This window comes from Alcanivorax sp., from assembly GCF_017794965.1.
Classification (GTDB): domain Bacteria; phylum Pseudomonadota; class Gammaproteobacteria; order Pseudomonadales; family Alcanivoracaceae; genus Alcanivorax.
The window spans coordinates 1,098,463-1,112,993 of record NZ_CP051240.1 but is presented as its reverse complement, the minus strand read 5'-3'; the positions used below and the strand labels follow the sequence as shown (position 1 = coordinate 1,112,993).

13 protein-coding genes and 1 tRNA gene are annotated in these 14,531 nt (G+C 57.3%); 3 read left to right on the top strand and 11 right to left on the bottom strand.

Going from position 1 to position 14,531, the window contains the following annotated elements:
* Positions 1-4: 4 nt before the first annotated feature.
* The 10 genes from HF945_RS05015 to HF945_RS04970 form a co-directional block, all read right to left on the bottom strand.
* Complete coding sequence (locus HF945_RS05015; RefSeq protein WP_290524655.1) at positions 5-259, bottom strand: OadG family transporter subunit; 255 nt, start codon at positions 257-259, stop codon at positions 5-7.
* 743 nt (positions 260-1,002) lie between these two features.
* A tRNA-Arg gene (locus HF945_RS05010) sits at positions 1,003-1,079 on the bottom strand.
* A 94-nt stretch (positions 1,080-1,173) separates the two neighbouring features.
* Positions 1,174-1,653 carry a bacterioferritin gene (bfr, locus tag HF945_RS05005; protein ID WP_290524654.1) on the bottom strand — a complete coding sequence of 160 codons (480 nt, stop codon included), beginning with the start codon at positions 1,651-1,653 and terminating at the stop codon, positions 1,174-1,176.
* Positions 1,654-1,772: 119 nt separating this feature from the next.
* The gene (locus tag HF945_RS05000; RefSeq protein WP_081939780.1) at positions 1,773-2,003 is read right to left on the bottom strand and encodes a bacterioferritin-associated ferredoxin; all 231 of its coding nucleotides are present in this window, start codon (positions 2,001-2,003) and stop codon (positions 1,773-1,775) included.
* A 348-nt stretch (positions 2,004-2,351) separates the two neighbouring features.
* Positions 2,352-3,101, bottom strand: a complete 750-nt coding sequence (locus HF945_RS04995) for a hypothetical protein (RefSeq protein WP_290524653.1) — start codon at positions 3,099-3,101, stop codon at positions 2,352-2,354.
* A gap of 1,570 nt (positions 3,102-4,671) precedes the next feature.
* Positions 4,672-5,328: an adenylate kinase gene (gene adk / locus HF945_RS04990; RefSeq protein WP_290524652.1), complete on the bottom strand. Its 657-nt coding sequence runs from the start codon at positions 5,326-5,328 to the stop codon at positions 4,672-4,674.
* Between the two features lie 261 nt (positions 5,329-5,589).
* Positions 5,590-6,615, bottom strand: a complete 1,026-nt coding sequence (locus tag HF945_RS04985; protein WP_290524651.1) for a cytochrome C biogenesis protein — start codon at positions 6,613-6,615, stop codon at positions 5,590-5,592.
* Positions 6,612-7,037, bottom strand: a complete 426-nt coding sequence (locus tag HF945_RS04980) for a cytochrome c-type biogenesis protein (RefSeq protein ID WP_290524650.1) — start codon at positions 7,035-7,037, stop codon at positions 6,612-6,614. Before HF945_RS04980 ends, HF945_RS04985 begins: the two co-directional genes overlap by 4 nt.
* Complete coding sequence (locus HF945_RS04975) at positions 7,034-7,579, bottom strand: DsbE family thiol:disulfide interchange protein (RefSeq protein ID WP_290524649.1); 546 nt, start codon at positions 7,577-7,579, stop codon at positions 7,034-7,036. Before HF945_RS04975 ends, HF945_RS04980 begins: the two co-directional genes overlap by 4 nt.
* On the bottom strand, positions 7,576-9,540 hold the full coding sequence (locus HF945_RS04970; RefSeq protein ID WP_290524648.1) for a heme lyase CcmF/NrfE family subunit: 1,965 nt from the start codon (positions 9,538-9,540) through the stop codon (positions 7,576-7,578). Before HF945_RS04970 ends, HF945_RS04975 begins: the two co-directional genes overlap by 4 nt.
* A 450-nt stretch (positions 9,541-9,990) precedes the next feature.
* Between HF945_RS04970 and fabA the strand changes: the two genes are divergently transcribed.
* Both fabA and fabB read left to right on the top strand, forming a co-directional pair.
* The gene (gene fabA, locus HF945_RS04965) at positions 9,991-10,551 is read left to right on the top strand and encodes a 3-hydroxyacyl-[acyl-carrier-protein] dehydratase FabA (protein WP_290524647.1); all 561 of its coding nucleotides are present in this window, start codon (positions 9,991-9,993) and stop codon (positions 10,549-10,551) included.
* A 9-nt stretch (positions 10,552-10,560) separates the two neighbouring features.
* Positions 10,561-11,775, top strand: a complete 1,215-nt coding sequence (gene fabB / locus HF945_RS04960; protein WP_290524646.1) for a beta-ketoacyl-ACP synthase I — start codon at positions 10,561-10,563, stop codon at positions 11,773-11,775.
* A 107-nt stretch (positions 11,776-11,882) separates the two neighbouring features.
* Here fabB and HF945_RS04955 read toward each other — a convergent pair whose 3' ends face one another.
* Positions 11,883-12,929: a porin gene (locus HF945_RS04955; protein ID WP_290524645.1), complete on the bottom strand. Its 1,047-nt coding sequence runs from the start codon at positions 12,927-12,929 to the stop codon at positions 11,883-11,885.
* 669 nt (positions 12,930-13,598) lie between these two features.
* Here HF945_RS04955 and HF945_RS04950 point away from each other — a divergent pair.
* Complete coding sequence (locus HF945_RS04950) at positions 13,599-14,531, top strand: IS110 family transposase (RefSeq protein ID WP_290525391.1); 933 nt, start codon at positions 13,599-13,601, stop codon at positions 14,529-14,531.

Below are 14,531 nucleotides of genomic sequence, written 5' to 3'. Positions count from 1 at the left end.
CGGATTATGACTGGGAAGACTGCCGATGCTGTTGCACGGCTTTCTCGATGGCTTTGATCACCGCAGCGGAAGGCAGATCCGATGCAGTGGGTGCCGGTGTGGCAGCGGGCGTGGCTGCCGGGGCAACCGGTGTCTGTCCAAAACGCTGTACCAGCGCTGACATCAGGGTGGTTATACCCACCAGAACGACCAGAAAGACAAACACCACCCCCATGCCGACCAGCATGAGCTCGAGGCCCTGGGACATCAGTGAGTCCATGGAACACTCCTTTAACGGTTCCGAAAGCGGTTTCCAGTTGCGCCGCAGGCATGAGCGAAAAGCGTGTCAGTGCAACAGCTCTCATCAACATTGCAGGCCATGCATGCCTCATACCGGGATTGGGCGCAATGTAAGGGGATTGTCGACAATGCGCAATGAGACGACAGTATGACGAAAGTCGGGTTTTTGGTGGTTTTGATCAATGCATCCGCAATCTGCCCGCTAGCGGTGCGCACAGGCTGATCCGGGAGCGCGCATTTTTTGCCTGATGCCTGATGCCTGATGCCTGATGCCTGATGCCTGATGCCTGATGCCTGATGCCTGATGCCTGATGCCTGATGCCTGATGCCTGATGCCTGATGCCTGATGCCTGATGCCTGATGCCTGATGCCTGATGCCTGATGCCTGATGCAAAAAGGCCCGCCCGATAAACCGGGCGGGCCTTTTTGCATCGATAAAACACTGGCTATACCCCGCGTAGGAGCTCAGCTTGCCTGAGCGATCCGAGCCTCAGCGAGGCAAGGATTCCAGAAACGAGTTTCGAAGAAAAAAACAAAACCTCGGCACGAGGTTTGAGATTTGAGGTTTTGCCTTTCGAAACTCGAAACTCGCCACTCGACACTGATTCTCTCGCGGTCGCTCAAATCGCTTGCGGGGCGTCTCCAGGGTAATGCGGAATCTCAACTGTTCAGGGGGGCCAGAAACAGAAAAGGGCCTGCATCTCTGCAAGCCCTTCGTCTGTATGGCGCGCTGGGGAGGAGTCGAACCCCCGACCTTCTGGTTCGTAGCCAGATGCTCTATCCAGCTGAGCTACCAGCGCTTTTTTATCCCGTTGCTGTATCGCCCCGAGAGGCTGCGCATTATTCCGAAAGCCTCTCGTTGAGTCAAGCGCTTATCGCTCAAAACTTCAGCAATCAGTCTTCTTCTGTCTCCATTTGTTTTTGCAGGTAGTTTTCAATGCCTACCAGGTCGATCAGATTGAGCTGGGTTTCCAACCAATCGATGTGCTCTTCCTCGCTTTCCAGGATGCGCTTGAGCAGATCGCGAGTGATGTAATCCTGAATGGATTCGGCGTAGGCAATGCCCTCACGCAGATCCGGCACCGCAATTTTTTCCAGCTTCAGGTCGCACTCAAGCATTTCCTTGGTGTTCTCGCCGATCATCAGCTTGCCGAGATCCTGGAGATTGGGAATCCCTTCGAGGAAAAGGATTCGCTCTACCAGCCAGTCCGCGTGCTTCATCTCATCGATGGACTCGTGGTATTCCTTTTCGTAAAGGGCCTGCAAACCCCAGTCCTGGTACATCTTGGCGTGGAGGAAATACTGGTTGATTGCCACCAGCTCGTTTCCGAGTGCTCGGTTAAGATACTCAATGGCCTTGGCGTCGCCTTTCATGGGGGTCTCCATCCAATGAACTAAGGGGACCCCCATTGTTCAGGAACAGGATGACAGAAACAAGGCGAAACGTGGAAAATCGCTTTTAATACAATCGTTTATCGAAATGAGAACGATTGTTATGCCGGTTGCGGCCAGAACATGACCGGCTCAGGGGAAGAATGCGAGAAAGAGGACGCCTGGCTTGCGCTACGGGCCTCACGCAGTTCCTGACGGGCGTGACGGGCACACTTACCACACTGACTTCCAACCCCAAGTTCCCGACGAAGATCACGCAGGCTGTCGCAGCCGTTTTCGACCGCTTCCCGTATTTGGTTGTCAGTAATGCCCTTACAGATACAAACGTACATACGCCATTCCTCAATCTCTGGAGACGATGCTAACCCTAACGCGAATCATTATCAACTACTTTTGTGATTAGATCCCTGAATCGTCCCCCCTGCCCTCAGAGAGTGGCTTCCCTGTGCAGCGGGCGTGTTCCCTGAACCACGGTAGAGGCTCTCCTGAGGGCGTTCTCGGGCTGCGCAAGGCGCCTTGGGGGAGACGAAGCGGAGGTGTGTCGGGGCACAAGGGAGTGAGCCCACAGGCAAGGAAGGCGGCCCGGACAGAAAGGAGCAGCAGGTGACGTGGGCAGCCTGTCAAACAGCCACAAAAAAGCCCCGCGGTGCGGGGCTCCTTTGTGGTGCATCCTGAAAGGATCAGGAAGAGGCTTTCGCCTTGGGTGCACGCTTCTTGGCTGCCGCCTTTTTACGGGCAGGTGCCTTTCGGGTAGCCGTTTTCTTGGCTGCGGCCTTCTTCTTGGCCGGCGCCTTGCGAGTAGCGGCTTTCTTGGCAGCTGCCTTCTTGCGCTTGGGCGCAGCAGACTTCTTCTTGGCTGCGCGCTTGGCTTTGGCAGCCTCACGCTTGGCCGCGGCCTTGGCCTTGGCTTCTGCCTTCTTCTGCTCGGCTTTCACTTTCTTGGCCAGCTTGCGCTCATGCTCACGCAATTTGGTCTTCAGATTGCGCTCGGCAGTGCGCAGTTTTTTCAGCTCGCGAGTAACAACTTTCTTGGCAGCCTGGATTTCAGCACGGATCAGCTTGGCTTCCGCACGAATATCCTGAAGCTTCAGACGAAGAGTATTCACCTTACCGCGGGCTGTCTCAACGGCGCGTTTGGCGGCGGCCGTAGGCTTGGCCTTGGCCTTGTCACGCTTGGTGGCAGTATCCGCCCGCAGCTTGGACAGCTTGGCGTTTTCACCATCGACCTTGGTGCGGTGCTTTTCCAGTTTAGTCTGCGCCTGGGCAACTTTCTTCTGCGCCTGATCCACTGCTTTCTGCTGCAGTTTCACTTTCGCTTCAGCGTTAGTCACAGACTTCGGCAGGGCCGGAGCCTTGGCCGCTGCAGTCTTCTTTGCTGCTGGTTTACGAGCCGCAGTTTTTTTTGCGGCGGCTTTTTTTGCTCGAGCCATGATTGATCTCCTAAGCTATAGCGTTGTCATCATTACTGCGACAAGGGAAAAATAGCATAAAAAAAATTCGGTTGGTACATTATTTGATCAATTCATTTTTCATTTTTCGTTCCTTTAATTTTTTTTAGCATCCGGCATCACTTTTCAGAATATTTTTCATCGCCATCATCCCCTCTTTTAACCGATAACCTTCCTGGAATATTTCATTCCTGTAGCCACGCTAATACTCACCTTCAAATCTACGCATCAGCCATGCAGCACCTCCCCATGCCGCCGACAAATGCGGCCATTAACCCTGGGTAATCCTTCTTCACTGCTATGGAGAATATTCACCGGCCGGATAAAACAGATACGCGTGCCTCCCATTACGCCTCCGGGCAACGATCTTGATAATGATGACGGCATAAACTGTTATTGGGGGGACACGTTTGCCGCAAACGCTAAGAATCGTGGGGGAAAAGCGCCCGACAATGGAAAAAGGAAAGGGCTAAAGAAAATCAGGCACGGTTATACGCGAGAAAATGAGTAGAATGGTGACAGTCAGGGAGCACTTCAATAACGCCTTGCCCCCTGAGTAGCATCAACTCTCAGCATGGCGGGAATATAAAAATGTTATTCAGCGCCTCATTCGTGCGGCTGCCTCTCAGTTTGTATCTGCTTGTATGAGCCCCACGGGGCTGCCATGCAGGCGGGTTCCTTCGTGATATGAAGACACGGATTGGCGACGAGTCAATTTCAGATTCCCCGGCTTCCGCAGTTTTTTCCCCAGAATCAGCTTGCTTACAAGCGAAGCAGTGTTCGCAAGGGCCGAATTCGCTTGCTGGCAGGCTCCCACAGCGGGAAAGACTATCACCGCCAGGCCGTCGGTCTGTCCACGTCATGAGGCAGCGAGGCTCTTGTGGAAATTCCGCTTGCTGAATGAAGGAGCTTTAGGTCTCCGCGGAACCAGGACCATTCGGCCAGCAAGCTGGCTCTCCCACAGACAGGACGCGCTCCTTATTTGTGGAAGCTTGCCTGCAAGCAATTCCTGCACCGGCAACACCCAATCGCTTGCAGGCAAGCTCCCACAAAGGAAGGGGCCAAGAGGGCACCGGTCCCAAAAAGGGGCGTGAAAATGTGGGACAGCAGTGTGTCGCTTGGTGCTTTTCCCACCTCATCATCATTCCTGCTTTCGGAATTAAAAGGCTGGCACTCCTGACACGCCTGATAATGCTCCTTTCGCCCACGCCATCCCGTCACACTGAAGCTCGTTAACTAGAAGCTATGGCTTTCGGCTTAACGGCTCATGCACTCTGCGGATCCAGCCAACAGGCGAGCGGTGACGCTCTTGATTCGCGCAGGCACTGGCGAACGACGGGAACAATTTCGACAAGCGCATCGAGGTAGAAGAAGACCTGCCACTGCCGGAAAAAAGAGAGAGAAGAAACAGGGGGCCTGATGCGGACAGAGATAGGGGGGCCGCCGCCTTGCGATTGTGCAAAAGCGGGAGTGGGTGCTGTTGCTTAGTGCGCCCCGCGGAGAAACAAAAAAGGGAGGCAAATGCCTCCCTTTTTGCTGGTGTTGCCTGTGATCAGCCTTTCAAGCCGGACAGGACACGGTCCCGAATATCGTCAACGGAGCCTACGCCAGCCACGCGCACATAGCGGGGGGCGTTGGCCTCGCCCTTGTCAGCCAGCTCCTGGTAGAAGTCCACCAGAGGACGAGTCTGGGCCTGATACACTTCCAGGCGCTTGCGCACGGTTTCTTCCTGGTCGTCATCACGCTGAACCAGCTCTTCACCGGTCTCGTCGTCCTTGCCGTCTTCCTTCGGCGGGTTGTACTTGATGTGGTAGACACGGCCAGAGGCAGGGTGAACCCGGCGGCCACTCAAACGCTCGATGATCTCTTCATCATCCACGTCGATTTCCACCACGTAGTCGATGTCTACACCCTGCTCCACCAGAGCCTGCGCCTGGGGAATGGTGCGAGGAAAACCGTCAAACAGGAAACCCGCAGCACAATCGCTCTCTGCGATGCGCTCTTTCACAAGCCCCAGAATGATGTCATCGGAGACAAGGCCCCCGGCATCCATCACTTTCTTGGCTTCCAGACCCAGCGGTGTTCCTGCCTTAACCGCAGCGCGCAGCATGTCACCGGTGGAAATCTGAGGAATACCAAACTGTTCCTTGATGAACTGCGCCTGGGTGCCCTTGCCCGCACCGGGAGCACCAAGCAGGATGACACGCATAGGATTCTCCATCTTACTGTGATTCTGAAGAGGCAATGTTCCGCTCTCGCCAACCACCGCAGCACCAGCGCTATCCCGCCGAGCCCCTTGTTTACAGGGGTTACAGGCCGAACAAGCCATTCAGGTGGCATGAAAACGGTGACGAAAACAGACCCCAAGGGCCTCCGAAGGGGTGCAACTTTACCTTGAGGCCCGTTTCTCCACAAGGGACGGGGCGTGCGACCTAGGTCGCAGCCCCGCAAAATGCATCAATGACAGCGCTCACTGAGCGGACAGATCCAAGCTCAGCGGCGCTTGCTGGGGCAATTCCAGGGGTACCGGACCAGCACTGATCATGGCCTGATCCACCGCCGCCCCGGGCGCCGGTGTATAACGCGCCCCCATGACCAGGGTGGCGTCCCCCGAGGGATAGGGCTGCAGCCAGTTTTCCGCGGTTAAAGATACGGTTGCCGGAAAGGCCGGGGCGACCTGACGACGGGCCGCCAACGGCTGCCCGCGACTCCCCTGCTCACGGATATAGACGAACAGGGTTCCCCCGGCTGGCAGGTTTTCACCGTTTACTTGTGCGCTGAGGGAGGCAAATACGCCCTGCCGCGCTTTCTGCAGCCGGGAGTTTTCCAGCCCGCGTCGCAGCAGGTCAGCGGTTTCACCGTTTTCATGGCGGCTGAGCAAGGATTCCCAGCCTGCAATCGCCTCATCGTATTCCCCTGCCCGGTCAGCGGAGAGCGTCAATAACATCCAGGCGCCATCATGGTTGGGTTCACGATCCAGCACCCAGCGAATTTCCTCACGGGCCGCATCGTTGAGTTTTCCACCGGCCTTCTCAATCAAGGCCCGAGCCAACAGCAAGTGCGAAGCAGGAGAATCCGGGTCAAGTGCCAGGGACTTGCGCGCCGCTTCTTCCGTTTGCGCCGGGGCCCCCAGCTGATCATAGAGACTGCCCAGTGCGAACCAGCCGGTGGCGGAGGGAGTCCGCGAAAGCTGAGATTGAAGCACCCGGGCCATGGCAGCAGCCGGAATATCCGCCGCGTCCATGTCCGGCGCCTTGCCCGCCACAATGTCACGTGCCGCGTCGCCGTAGTTTTCCTGGTGTTCCAGCCAGGCGACGGTATGTTCATTTTTTCCCACCAGCAGGTATCCGGCTACCGCCAGCACCATCACGATAAGGGGAATTCCGACCCCGCCGGAGGTGGGTCGTCCGGCACGGCGCGCCTCACGTCGCCATTGCCACCAAAGGGACACACCCAGCAGTAACAGCACTGCCGCAGCTGCCAACATCCACATCATGGTGCATCTCCCTGATTACTGTCGTTCTCATCGGCCCGTGCACTAGCCTTGCGCAGCAGGACGATGATCAATGCCCCCCCACCCAGCAGCATCACCAGCGGGATCAGCCAGAGGACCGAGGTTTTGGCATTCACCGGCGGACGGTAGCTGACAAAATCTCCGAACCGGGAGCGGAAATACTCCACAATTTCTGCATCGCTCTTGCCTTCCAGAATCATGCTATGAACGCGATCACGCATATCCTGAGCCAGTTCGGCATCGGAATCGGCAATGCTCTGGTTCTGGCATTTGGGGCAGCGCAGCTCTTCCGCCAGCACCCGGAAACGGGCCTCCTGCTGTTCATTGTCAAACTGGTAAACATCGATGGCGGCCAGCGCCTGAAGCGGCAGCAACGTCAGCAGCAACACTCTCAGCAAGGTCATGCATCACCTCCAGCCGTCTTTGGGGTTGGCAGCAGGGGGAGAAACTTCTCTTTCCAGACGCGTTCGTTGAGATCACCGGCATGGCGCAACACGATCTCCCCCTGGGGATTGATCAGGAAGGTTTCCGGCGCGCCGTATACGCCCAGATCCAGCCCGAGCTGACCGTCCTGGTCCACAATCACATGGGTGAACGGGTTGCCCATATTGGCCAGGTAATCCTGTGCCGCAGGCAACTCATCCTTGTAATTGAGGCCGGCAATCGGCATGCCCTGTGCCGCCAGGGTAAGCAGGTAGGGATGTTCAATGTGACAGGTCGGGCACCAGGTCGCCCAGACGTTGAGTAACTGCCAGCGCCCGGTGAGAGACTGCTCGGTAAAGGTTTCTTCTGTGAGCAGGGACGGCAATGTGAAACCCGGTACCGGTTTGCCCACCAGCGCCGAAGGCAACGCCTGCGGGTCCCGGCCCAGACCACTGGCCAGCACCACCGCCAATAGCACGAAACCGGCGAGCGGCAGAAATACCCAGGGGGAATTGGCTTTCATCGGGCGTCTCCGGTTTTCGGGGATGCGAATTTCTGACGGCGATAGCGCTTGTCTGACAGCGCCAACGCGCCACCCAGCGCCATGATCAGTGCGCCCAGCCAGATCCAGCGAATCCCGGGCTTGAAGTAGATCCGTACAGCCCAGGCCTCACCGTCTTCCAGCGGTTCACCCATGGCCACGTAGAGGTCACGCCAGAAACCGGCATCAATGGCCGCCTCCGTCATCACCTGACGGCTGGCATGGTAGGTGCGTTTTTCCGGGTTCAAACGGGCCACCGGCTGATCCTTCCAGAACACATCAAAGTGCCCACGGGTGGAATCGAAGTTGGGGCCGCGGTATTCATCCAGGCTGTCGAATACGAACCGGTAATCTCCAAGCTGAACGTCATCGCCCGGCGCCATGCGCACATCCCGCTCCACCTCGTGGAAACTCACCAGCGCAATACCCGCCACCATGACGGCCAGACCACAGTGGGCGATCACCATGCCCCAGTAACTGCGCGCCAACTTGCGTAGCCCCGCGATGGCGCCCACCCCATAGGCACTGGCGCGACGCAGCACATCATCACCATGAGCCAGCACCAGATAGATCGCCAGCATCATGGCCAGCACGCCCTGCCAGGGAGACGGCTCCGGGATGCGGGCGCCGAACCAGCCGGCAATCACCGCCGCCGGGGCCAGCAGAGCGATCCGTCTCACCAGGTTGTTGCCATCCTGACGCTTCCAGTTACTGAATACCCCGGGGACCATCAGCAGAATCAGCACAAAGGTCAGGGGCACGAAGAACCCATTGAAATAGGGGCTGCGGATGGAAATCTTCAGGTCCATCCATTCAAAGAACAGCGGCGCAATGGTCCCCACCAGCACCACGGCCATGGCCGTGAGCAACATGAGGTTGTTGCCCAGCAGGAACGCCTCGCGGGACAGGGGCTTGAAGCCGCCGTCGCTGCGCAGGGCAGATGCCCGGATAGCAAAGAGGGTCAGCGCGCCACCCGCCACCACCACCAGGAAACCAAGGATGAAGGCCCCGCGGGTAGGATCGTTGGCGAAGGCATGTACCGACGTCAGCACACCAGAGCGCACCAGGAAGGTGCCGAGCAGGCTCATGGAGAAGGTGATGATGGCAAGCAATACCGTCCAGGCCCGGAACAGGTTTCGTTTTTCACTGACCGCCAGGGAATGAATCAATGCAGTACCGGCCAGCCAGGGCATCAGCGAGGCATTTTCAACCGGATCCCAGAACCACCAGCCACCCCAGCCCAGTTCGTAATAGGCCCACCAGGAGCCCAGCGCGATACCCACCGTCAGGAAACACCAGGCCACGGTGGTCCAGGGGCGAGCCCACCGCGCCCAGGCCGGATCCAGATTACCTGCCAGCAGCCCCGCCACGGCAAAGGCAAAGGCCACCGAGAAACCCACGTACCCCATATACAACATGGGCGGGTGGACAATCAGGCCAGGGTCCTGCAACAGCGGGTTCAGGTCCGCGCCGTCCAGCGGAAACCAGGGCAAGGTGCGGTCGAAAGGATTGGACGTGAGCAGCATGAAAAGCAGGAAGCCCACTGCAATCATGCCCATGACCGCCAGCACCCGGGCGACCATTTCCAGCGGGACACTTCGGCTCAGCCAGCCCACCATGGCCGCCCAGGCAGACAGCAGCCATCCCCATAGCAACAGTGAGCCCTCGTGCCCGCCCCAAATGGCCGACAAACGGTAGCCCAACGGCAAGGCGGAATTGCTGTGGTTGGCCACATAGCTCACGGTAAAATCATTGCTATAGAAGCAGTACGCCAGCGCCGCCATGGACACGGTCATGGCCACCCACTGCACCCAGGCCAAAGGGCGGGCATACCATTGCCAGGCGGCAATGCCACGGGATACCCCCACCAGCGGGAATACGGATAAACACAGGGCGGCGGCCAACGCCAACCACAGGGACAGGTGCCCGATTTCTGCTGCCACGAAAGCTCCTCAGTCAGTTAGGCCGGCACAGAGTCCTGCCGGCCCGCATCATGCGCTGCGCGCATAGCATCTTTAGATGGTTCGCTAATTGCAAGTCTGTGACCGAAATGATTAAGGCATTGCAAGGATTTGGTCAGGATTGGCGTCCCGGGCCTAAACAGACCGTCCATTATTCGTTTCCCTGCGCCCCTGCGGGTAGGTTGCGGTGGTACCCAATTGTCCAGCCCACCCTGGCAAGCAGCCGCTTACCCCCTGAATAACCCGCCAAAACCTGAGACAACGGTCTTTTCTGTCCGTTCATCGGTCATTTTCGGTAAAGCAGCCCCTCCGACATATTTTGAGACGCTTGCTATTCGTATGCTTTCACTTGGCTTTGCTAGTATCTCCGTCATCTTTCAAGCCTGTCACCAGGCTGACGGAAAAACGACACAAATCATCCATATACTCGGAATGCGCCGCCCTGGCCTTCATGGAGTAAAAATCTTGAGCACTACAACAGAAAAGCAAACTTCCTACGATCGTGATGACCTGCTGGCCTGCGCCCATGGTGAACTGTTTGGCCCCGGAAATGCACGATTGCCTTTGCCCAATATGCTGATGATGGACCGCATCGTTCATATCAGTGACCAGGGCGGCAAGTATGGCAAAGGCGAAATCATTGCCGAGCTGGATATCACACCCGACCTCTGGTTCTTCGACTGCCACTTCGAATCCGATCCGGTGATGCCCGGCTGCCTCGGCCTGGATGCCACTTGGCAATTGCTGGGCTTTTTCCTGGGCCGCGAAGGTCACCCCGGCCGTGGGCGTGCCCTCGGTGTCGGCAATGTGAAGTTTTCCGGGCAGATCCTGCCCACCGCCAAGAAAGTGACCTATCGCCTCAACGTGAAACGGGTTATCACTCGCAAACTCATTCTCGGCATTGCCGACGCCACAGTGGAAGTGGACGGCCGCGAGATTTACGCCGCCGACGACCTGCGGGTGGGTCTGTTCACTTCCACCGATGGATTCTAGGAGCAAATAATGCGCCGTGTAGTAATTACAGGCATGGGCATCGTGTCCTGCCTGGGCAACGACGCCGAGACGGTTACCCAGTCTCTCAAGGAAGGCCGTTCCGGCATTCGTTTCAATGAAACTTACAAGGAAATGGGCATGCGCAGCCAGGTGGCTGGCGTTCCCGAGATCAACCTTGAGGATTTCATCGACCGCAAGGCTCGCCGTTTCATGGGCGATTCCGCCGCTTATGCCTACGTGGCCATGCAGCAGGCAATTGCCGACGCCGGCCTCAGCGAAGAAGAAGTCAGCAATGAGCGCACCGGTCTGATTGCCGGCTCCGGGGGGCACTCCTCCCTGAACCAGGTGGAAGCGGCGGATATCGCGCGCTCCCGTGGCGTCAAGCGTGTCGGCCCCTACATGGTGCCACGCATCATGGCCTCCACCGTCTCTGCCGGCCTGGCCACCCCTTTCAAGATCAAGGGCGTGAACTACTCCATCACTTCTGCCTGTGCCACCAGCGCCCACTGTATTGGCAACGCCGTTGAGCAAATCCAGCTGGGCAAACAGGACCGGGTGTTTGCCGGCGGCGGCGAGGAAGAACACTGGGCGCTGAGTTGCCTGTTCGATGCCATGGGCGCGCTTTCCAGCAAATACAACGACACCCCCGAAAAGGCCTCCCGCGCCTATGATGCCAACCGCGATGGCTTTGTTATTGCCGGCGGCGGCGGCATGGTTGTGGTGGAAGAGCTGGAAACAGCGCTGGCGCGCGGCGCCAAGATCTACGCTGAAATCGTGGGCTACGGTGCCACCAGCGACGGTCACGACATGGTCGCGCCCAGCGGTGAAGGTGCGGCACGCTGTATGCGTCAGGCCTTGGCCACCTTCGATGGCAACGTTGACTATATCAACGCTCACGGCACCAGTACCCCGGTGGGGGATGTGGCAGAACTGAAAGCCGTGCGCGAAGTGTTTGGTGACAACGCCCCGGATATCGGCTCCACCAAGAGCCTGTCCGGTCACAGCCTGGGCGCCGCAGGCGTACAGGAAGCCATCTACTGCCTGCTGATGATGCAGAACGACTTCACCGCAGTGAGCGCCAACATCGAGACGCTCGACGAGAAGGCAGAAGGCCTACCGGTATTGGTTGAAGGAAAGCAACAGGGCCCGAGTGTTGTGATGAGCAACAGCTTTGGCTTTGGCGGCACCAACGCCAGCCTGCTGATGAAGAAATGGGAAGGCTGAGAAGAGCAATTAATAGTTAATAATTAACAATTAATAGCTCAACAAAAAAACCGGCGGAAGCCGGTTTTTTTGTTTTACGCGTGGTGCATGTTGCGTGAAGCGTGTAGCTAGAACTTGTGCACCATGCCTACTGAGAAGGCGGTGCCGGATTCGTCCACATCGTTAACACTGCCAACCGGATCGAAGTCCGTGTTGGAGGCGGACAGCAGCCCATAGGCTGTGGTCTGGCTACCCAGCTTGTAATCCGCGCCCAGGGTCAGCACCTGAATATCCAGGTCCAGATCACTGCTGTCCAGGATGCCCGCCTGGGCCTTTACACCAAGGCGATCATTCAGACCCACCCGGCCGCTAAGCAGATACGACATCAGGTCCGCCTCATCATCACCAATCGGATCAAACGCGGCCTTTTCAGCGATAATGCCCAGCTGCACACTATCTGTGGCCTTCACGCCGAAGGTGCCACGCAGTGCATCACGGTCACCGCCCAGGGTTGCACCCAATACGCTGATTTCATCGTAGGCACTTTCATAGGCCAGTGCGGCGTAGATGGCATCATTGTCCAGAGTGGCAGACAAGCCCCAGGTATCGGTCAGGCCATCCTTGGTCTCACTATTGGCGCCCACACCAATCTGCTCCCCTTCACCCGGGGCAATCTGTGCACGAATCACCACGCCGCCAAAGTCAGGGCTTTCCCAATTAAGGGTATTGTTGTTGCGGTTCTGGCTGATAAACACCACTTCCATATCCGCAACGGTTTCGTTGAACTGGTCTACCCAGCCTTCTGCATCTTTCACCACGCTGTCGAAGCGGCCGGCAAAGAATTTACCGGCAACCGTATTCAGACCCAGGAAACTGTTCCGGGTGCTGAAAGTGGAACCAGAATCCCCATCCACATCATAACCGGCTTCATATTGATAAATTACCGACAGATTATTGAAATCCAGACCTTCTTCCCCACGCACCCCCAGCCGGGAACTATTACTGGAGACGAACCAGGCATCAGAAAGATCGTCCGCGTCAAACACCAGCGGTCCTTCCGGATAGTCACTGGTCTTGTCCACACTCAGATTAATCTTGCCGTAAAAAGTGGATGCAGCCAGGGCAGATACCGGCATCGCCGCAGCAACAGCCATCGCAAGCAAATGTTTTTTCATTTTTTCTTTCTCCTTGAAAATAAACTCCTCGAACGCCAGCAAAATATATGACCATTTGATGACACCAGCAAGAGAGACAAAGGAATAGAAAACAGCGGCTTGCGGTTAGCGGTTAGCGTAAATCCCCGGTAGGGCTGATGCCTGCTGAAAAAGGTTCATCGCGGATTTCCGGGAAAGCCCCACCTTTCCGTAGGAGCGTCGCTGGCGGCGCGATTTCAGCGCTTTAGTTCGCCCGGGCGAAACCGGTGTCTGGTGGGAGATTCAACTTGCTGAACGAAGGTTCTGGCAACGGCTCCCGATCCGAGGTTTCAGTGACCCCTGTGGTGAAAACGTTTTTGATCCCGGTCTGAAATCGCGCCGACACCGAGCGCAGCGAAGGAACGCCTGACAAGGCGGCCCCGCAGGGGTGAGCGGAGCGAATAACCGACGCTTGTATGTTTGAATGCCCCTCCTGCAACAATGCAGGACTTGCCGGGGTGGAGGGACCAACGACGCATCTGACCCAAGGGTACAGACGGTAGGAGACTTGGCCCCACCCCGCACCTATTCATACGCCGATAAAGAATCCATCGGCTGAGTCGCACCTCAGACCGACGATACCAGCAAGCCAGCGTTTAGGTGCGCCCCGACAAGCATGTGTAACCTAGCTCAAGGGGCAGTTCAGTGGCAATGCAAGTAGTAAGATCCATCGTCGGCATCGACGTCGCCAAGGCCGAATTGGTCATTCATTTCCAAGGCAAGACGCTCACTATCGAGAACACCCCCCAAGCGATCAAGCGCTGGCTCAAAAGCCTGCCATGCCCCTGTGAGATCGCCATTGAGGCCACAGGGACTTACCACATGGCAGTCATCGAGTTGGCCCATGCCAAAGGGCACCACATTTACGTCGTTGATGCTTCACGGCTCAGCAGCTACCGCAAGGGAACAGGCGGTCGAGCCAAAACAGACGCTTCTGACGCCCAGCTGCTCGCCCGCCATTTGCAGAGAGAAAAAGAGGATCTACGCCGCTGGAGCCCGCCACCCAAGGCGTATCGAACACTGCAGACACTGCTGCGCCGCCGCGCCGCGCTCATCAAGGCACGCTCCATGATCCAGCAAAGTCTGGGTGGCGAAAAGATCCTCAAGGCAAGCCTGAAAAAGCTGATCTCACAGATCAATAGTCTGGATACGCTGATCCAGAAACACCTTCGCGACACCGTAAGAGAAGCTGGACTTAGTGATCAGGTGCAACGGTGCAAGGCTCTGGAAGGTGTGGGCGACCTGACTGCATATGCGCTCGTTATGGCCTTCCTACGAGGAGACTTCCGCAACAGCGACGCCTTCGTCGCCTTCCTGGGGATGGATGTCCATGTAAAGGACTCCGGCACCAGAACGGGAAAACGCAAGCTGACCAAGAAAGGCGACTCAGAAACCCGCAGACTGCTTTATTGCGCAGCTATGGCTGCCCGTAAAAGCGCCCGCTGGGCTAGTGTCTACCAAGGTTATCTCGACCGTGGCCTGGCGAAAACGCAGGCCCTGGTCATCCTCGCACGCAAGCTGGTCCGTATCGCCTTCGCGTTGATGAAGAACCGCACCAGCTACGCGCCGTCGTCCGCCGCATAA

What these genes read in the sequence shown, in the direction of transcription:
- HF945_RS05015 (WP_290524655.1), bottom strand. Translation starts at nt 259, where the DNA reads ATGGACTCACTGATGTCCCAGGGCCTCGAGCTCATGCTGGTCGGCATG.
- bfr (WP_290524654.1), bottom strand. Translation starts at nt 1,653, where the DNA reads ATGAAAGGCGACGCCAAGGCCATTGAGTATCTTAACCGAGCACTCGGA.
- HF945_RS05000 (WP_081939780.1), bottom strand. Translation starts at nt 2,003, where the DNA reads ATGTACGTTTGTATCTGTAAGGGCATTACTGACAACCAAATACGGGAA.
- HF945_RS04995 (WP_290524653.1), bottom strand. Translation starts at nt 3,101, where the DNA reads ATGGCTCGAGCAAAAAAAGCCGCCGCAAAAAAAACTGCGGCTCGTAAA.
- adk (WP_290524652.1), bottom strand. Translation starts at nt 5,328, where the DNA reads ATGCGTGTCATCCTGCTTGGTGCTCCCGGTGCGGGCAAGGGCACCCAG.
- HF945_RS04985 (WP_290524651.1), bottom strand. Translation starts at nt 6,615, where the DNA reads ATGATGTGGATGTTGGCAGCTGCGGCAGTGCTGTTACTGCTGGGTGTG.
- HF945_RS04980 (WP_290524650.1), bottom strand. Translation starts at nt 7,037, where the DNA reads ATGACCTTGCTGAGAGTGTTGCTGCTGACGTTGCTGCCGCTTCAGGCG.
- HF945_RS04975 (WP_290524649.1), bottom strand. Translation starts at nt 7,579, where the DNA reads ATGAAAGCCAATTCCCCCTGGGTATTTCTGCCGCTCGCCGGTTTCGTG.
- fabA (WP_290524647.1), top strand. Translation starts at nt 9,991, where the DNA reads ATGCGCCGCCCTGGCCTTCATGGAGTAAAAATCTTGAGCACTACAACA.
- fabB (WP_290524646.1), top strand. Translation starts at nt 10,561, where the DNA reads ATGCGCCGTGTAGTAATTACAGGCATGGGCATCGTGTCCTGCCTGGGC.
- HF945_RS04955 (WP_290524645.1), bottom strand. Translation starts at nt 12,929, where the DNA reads ATGAAAAAACATTTGCTTGCGATGGCTGTTGCTGCGGCGATGCCGGTA.
- HF945_RS04950 (WP_290525391.1), top strand. Translation starts at nt 13,599, where the DNA reads ATGCAAGTAGTAAGATCCATCGTCGGCATCGACGTCGCCAAGGCCGAA.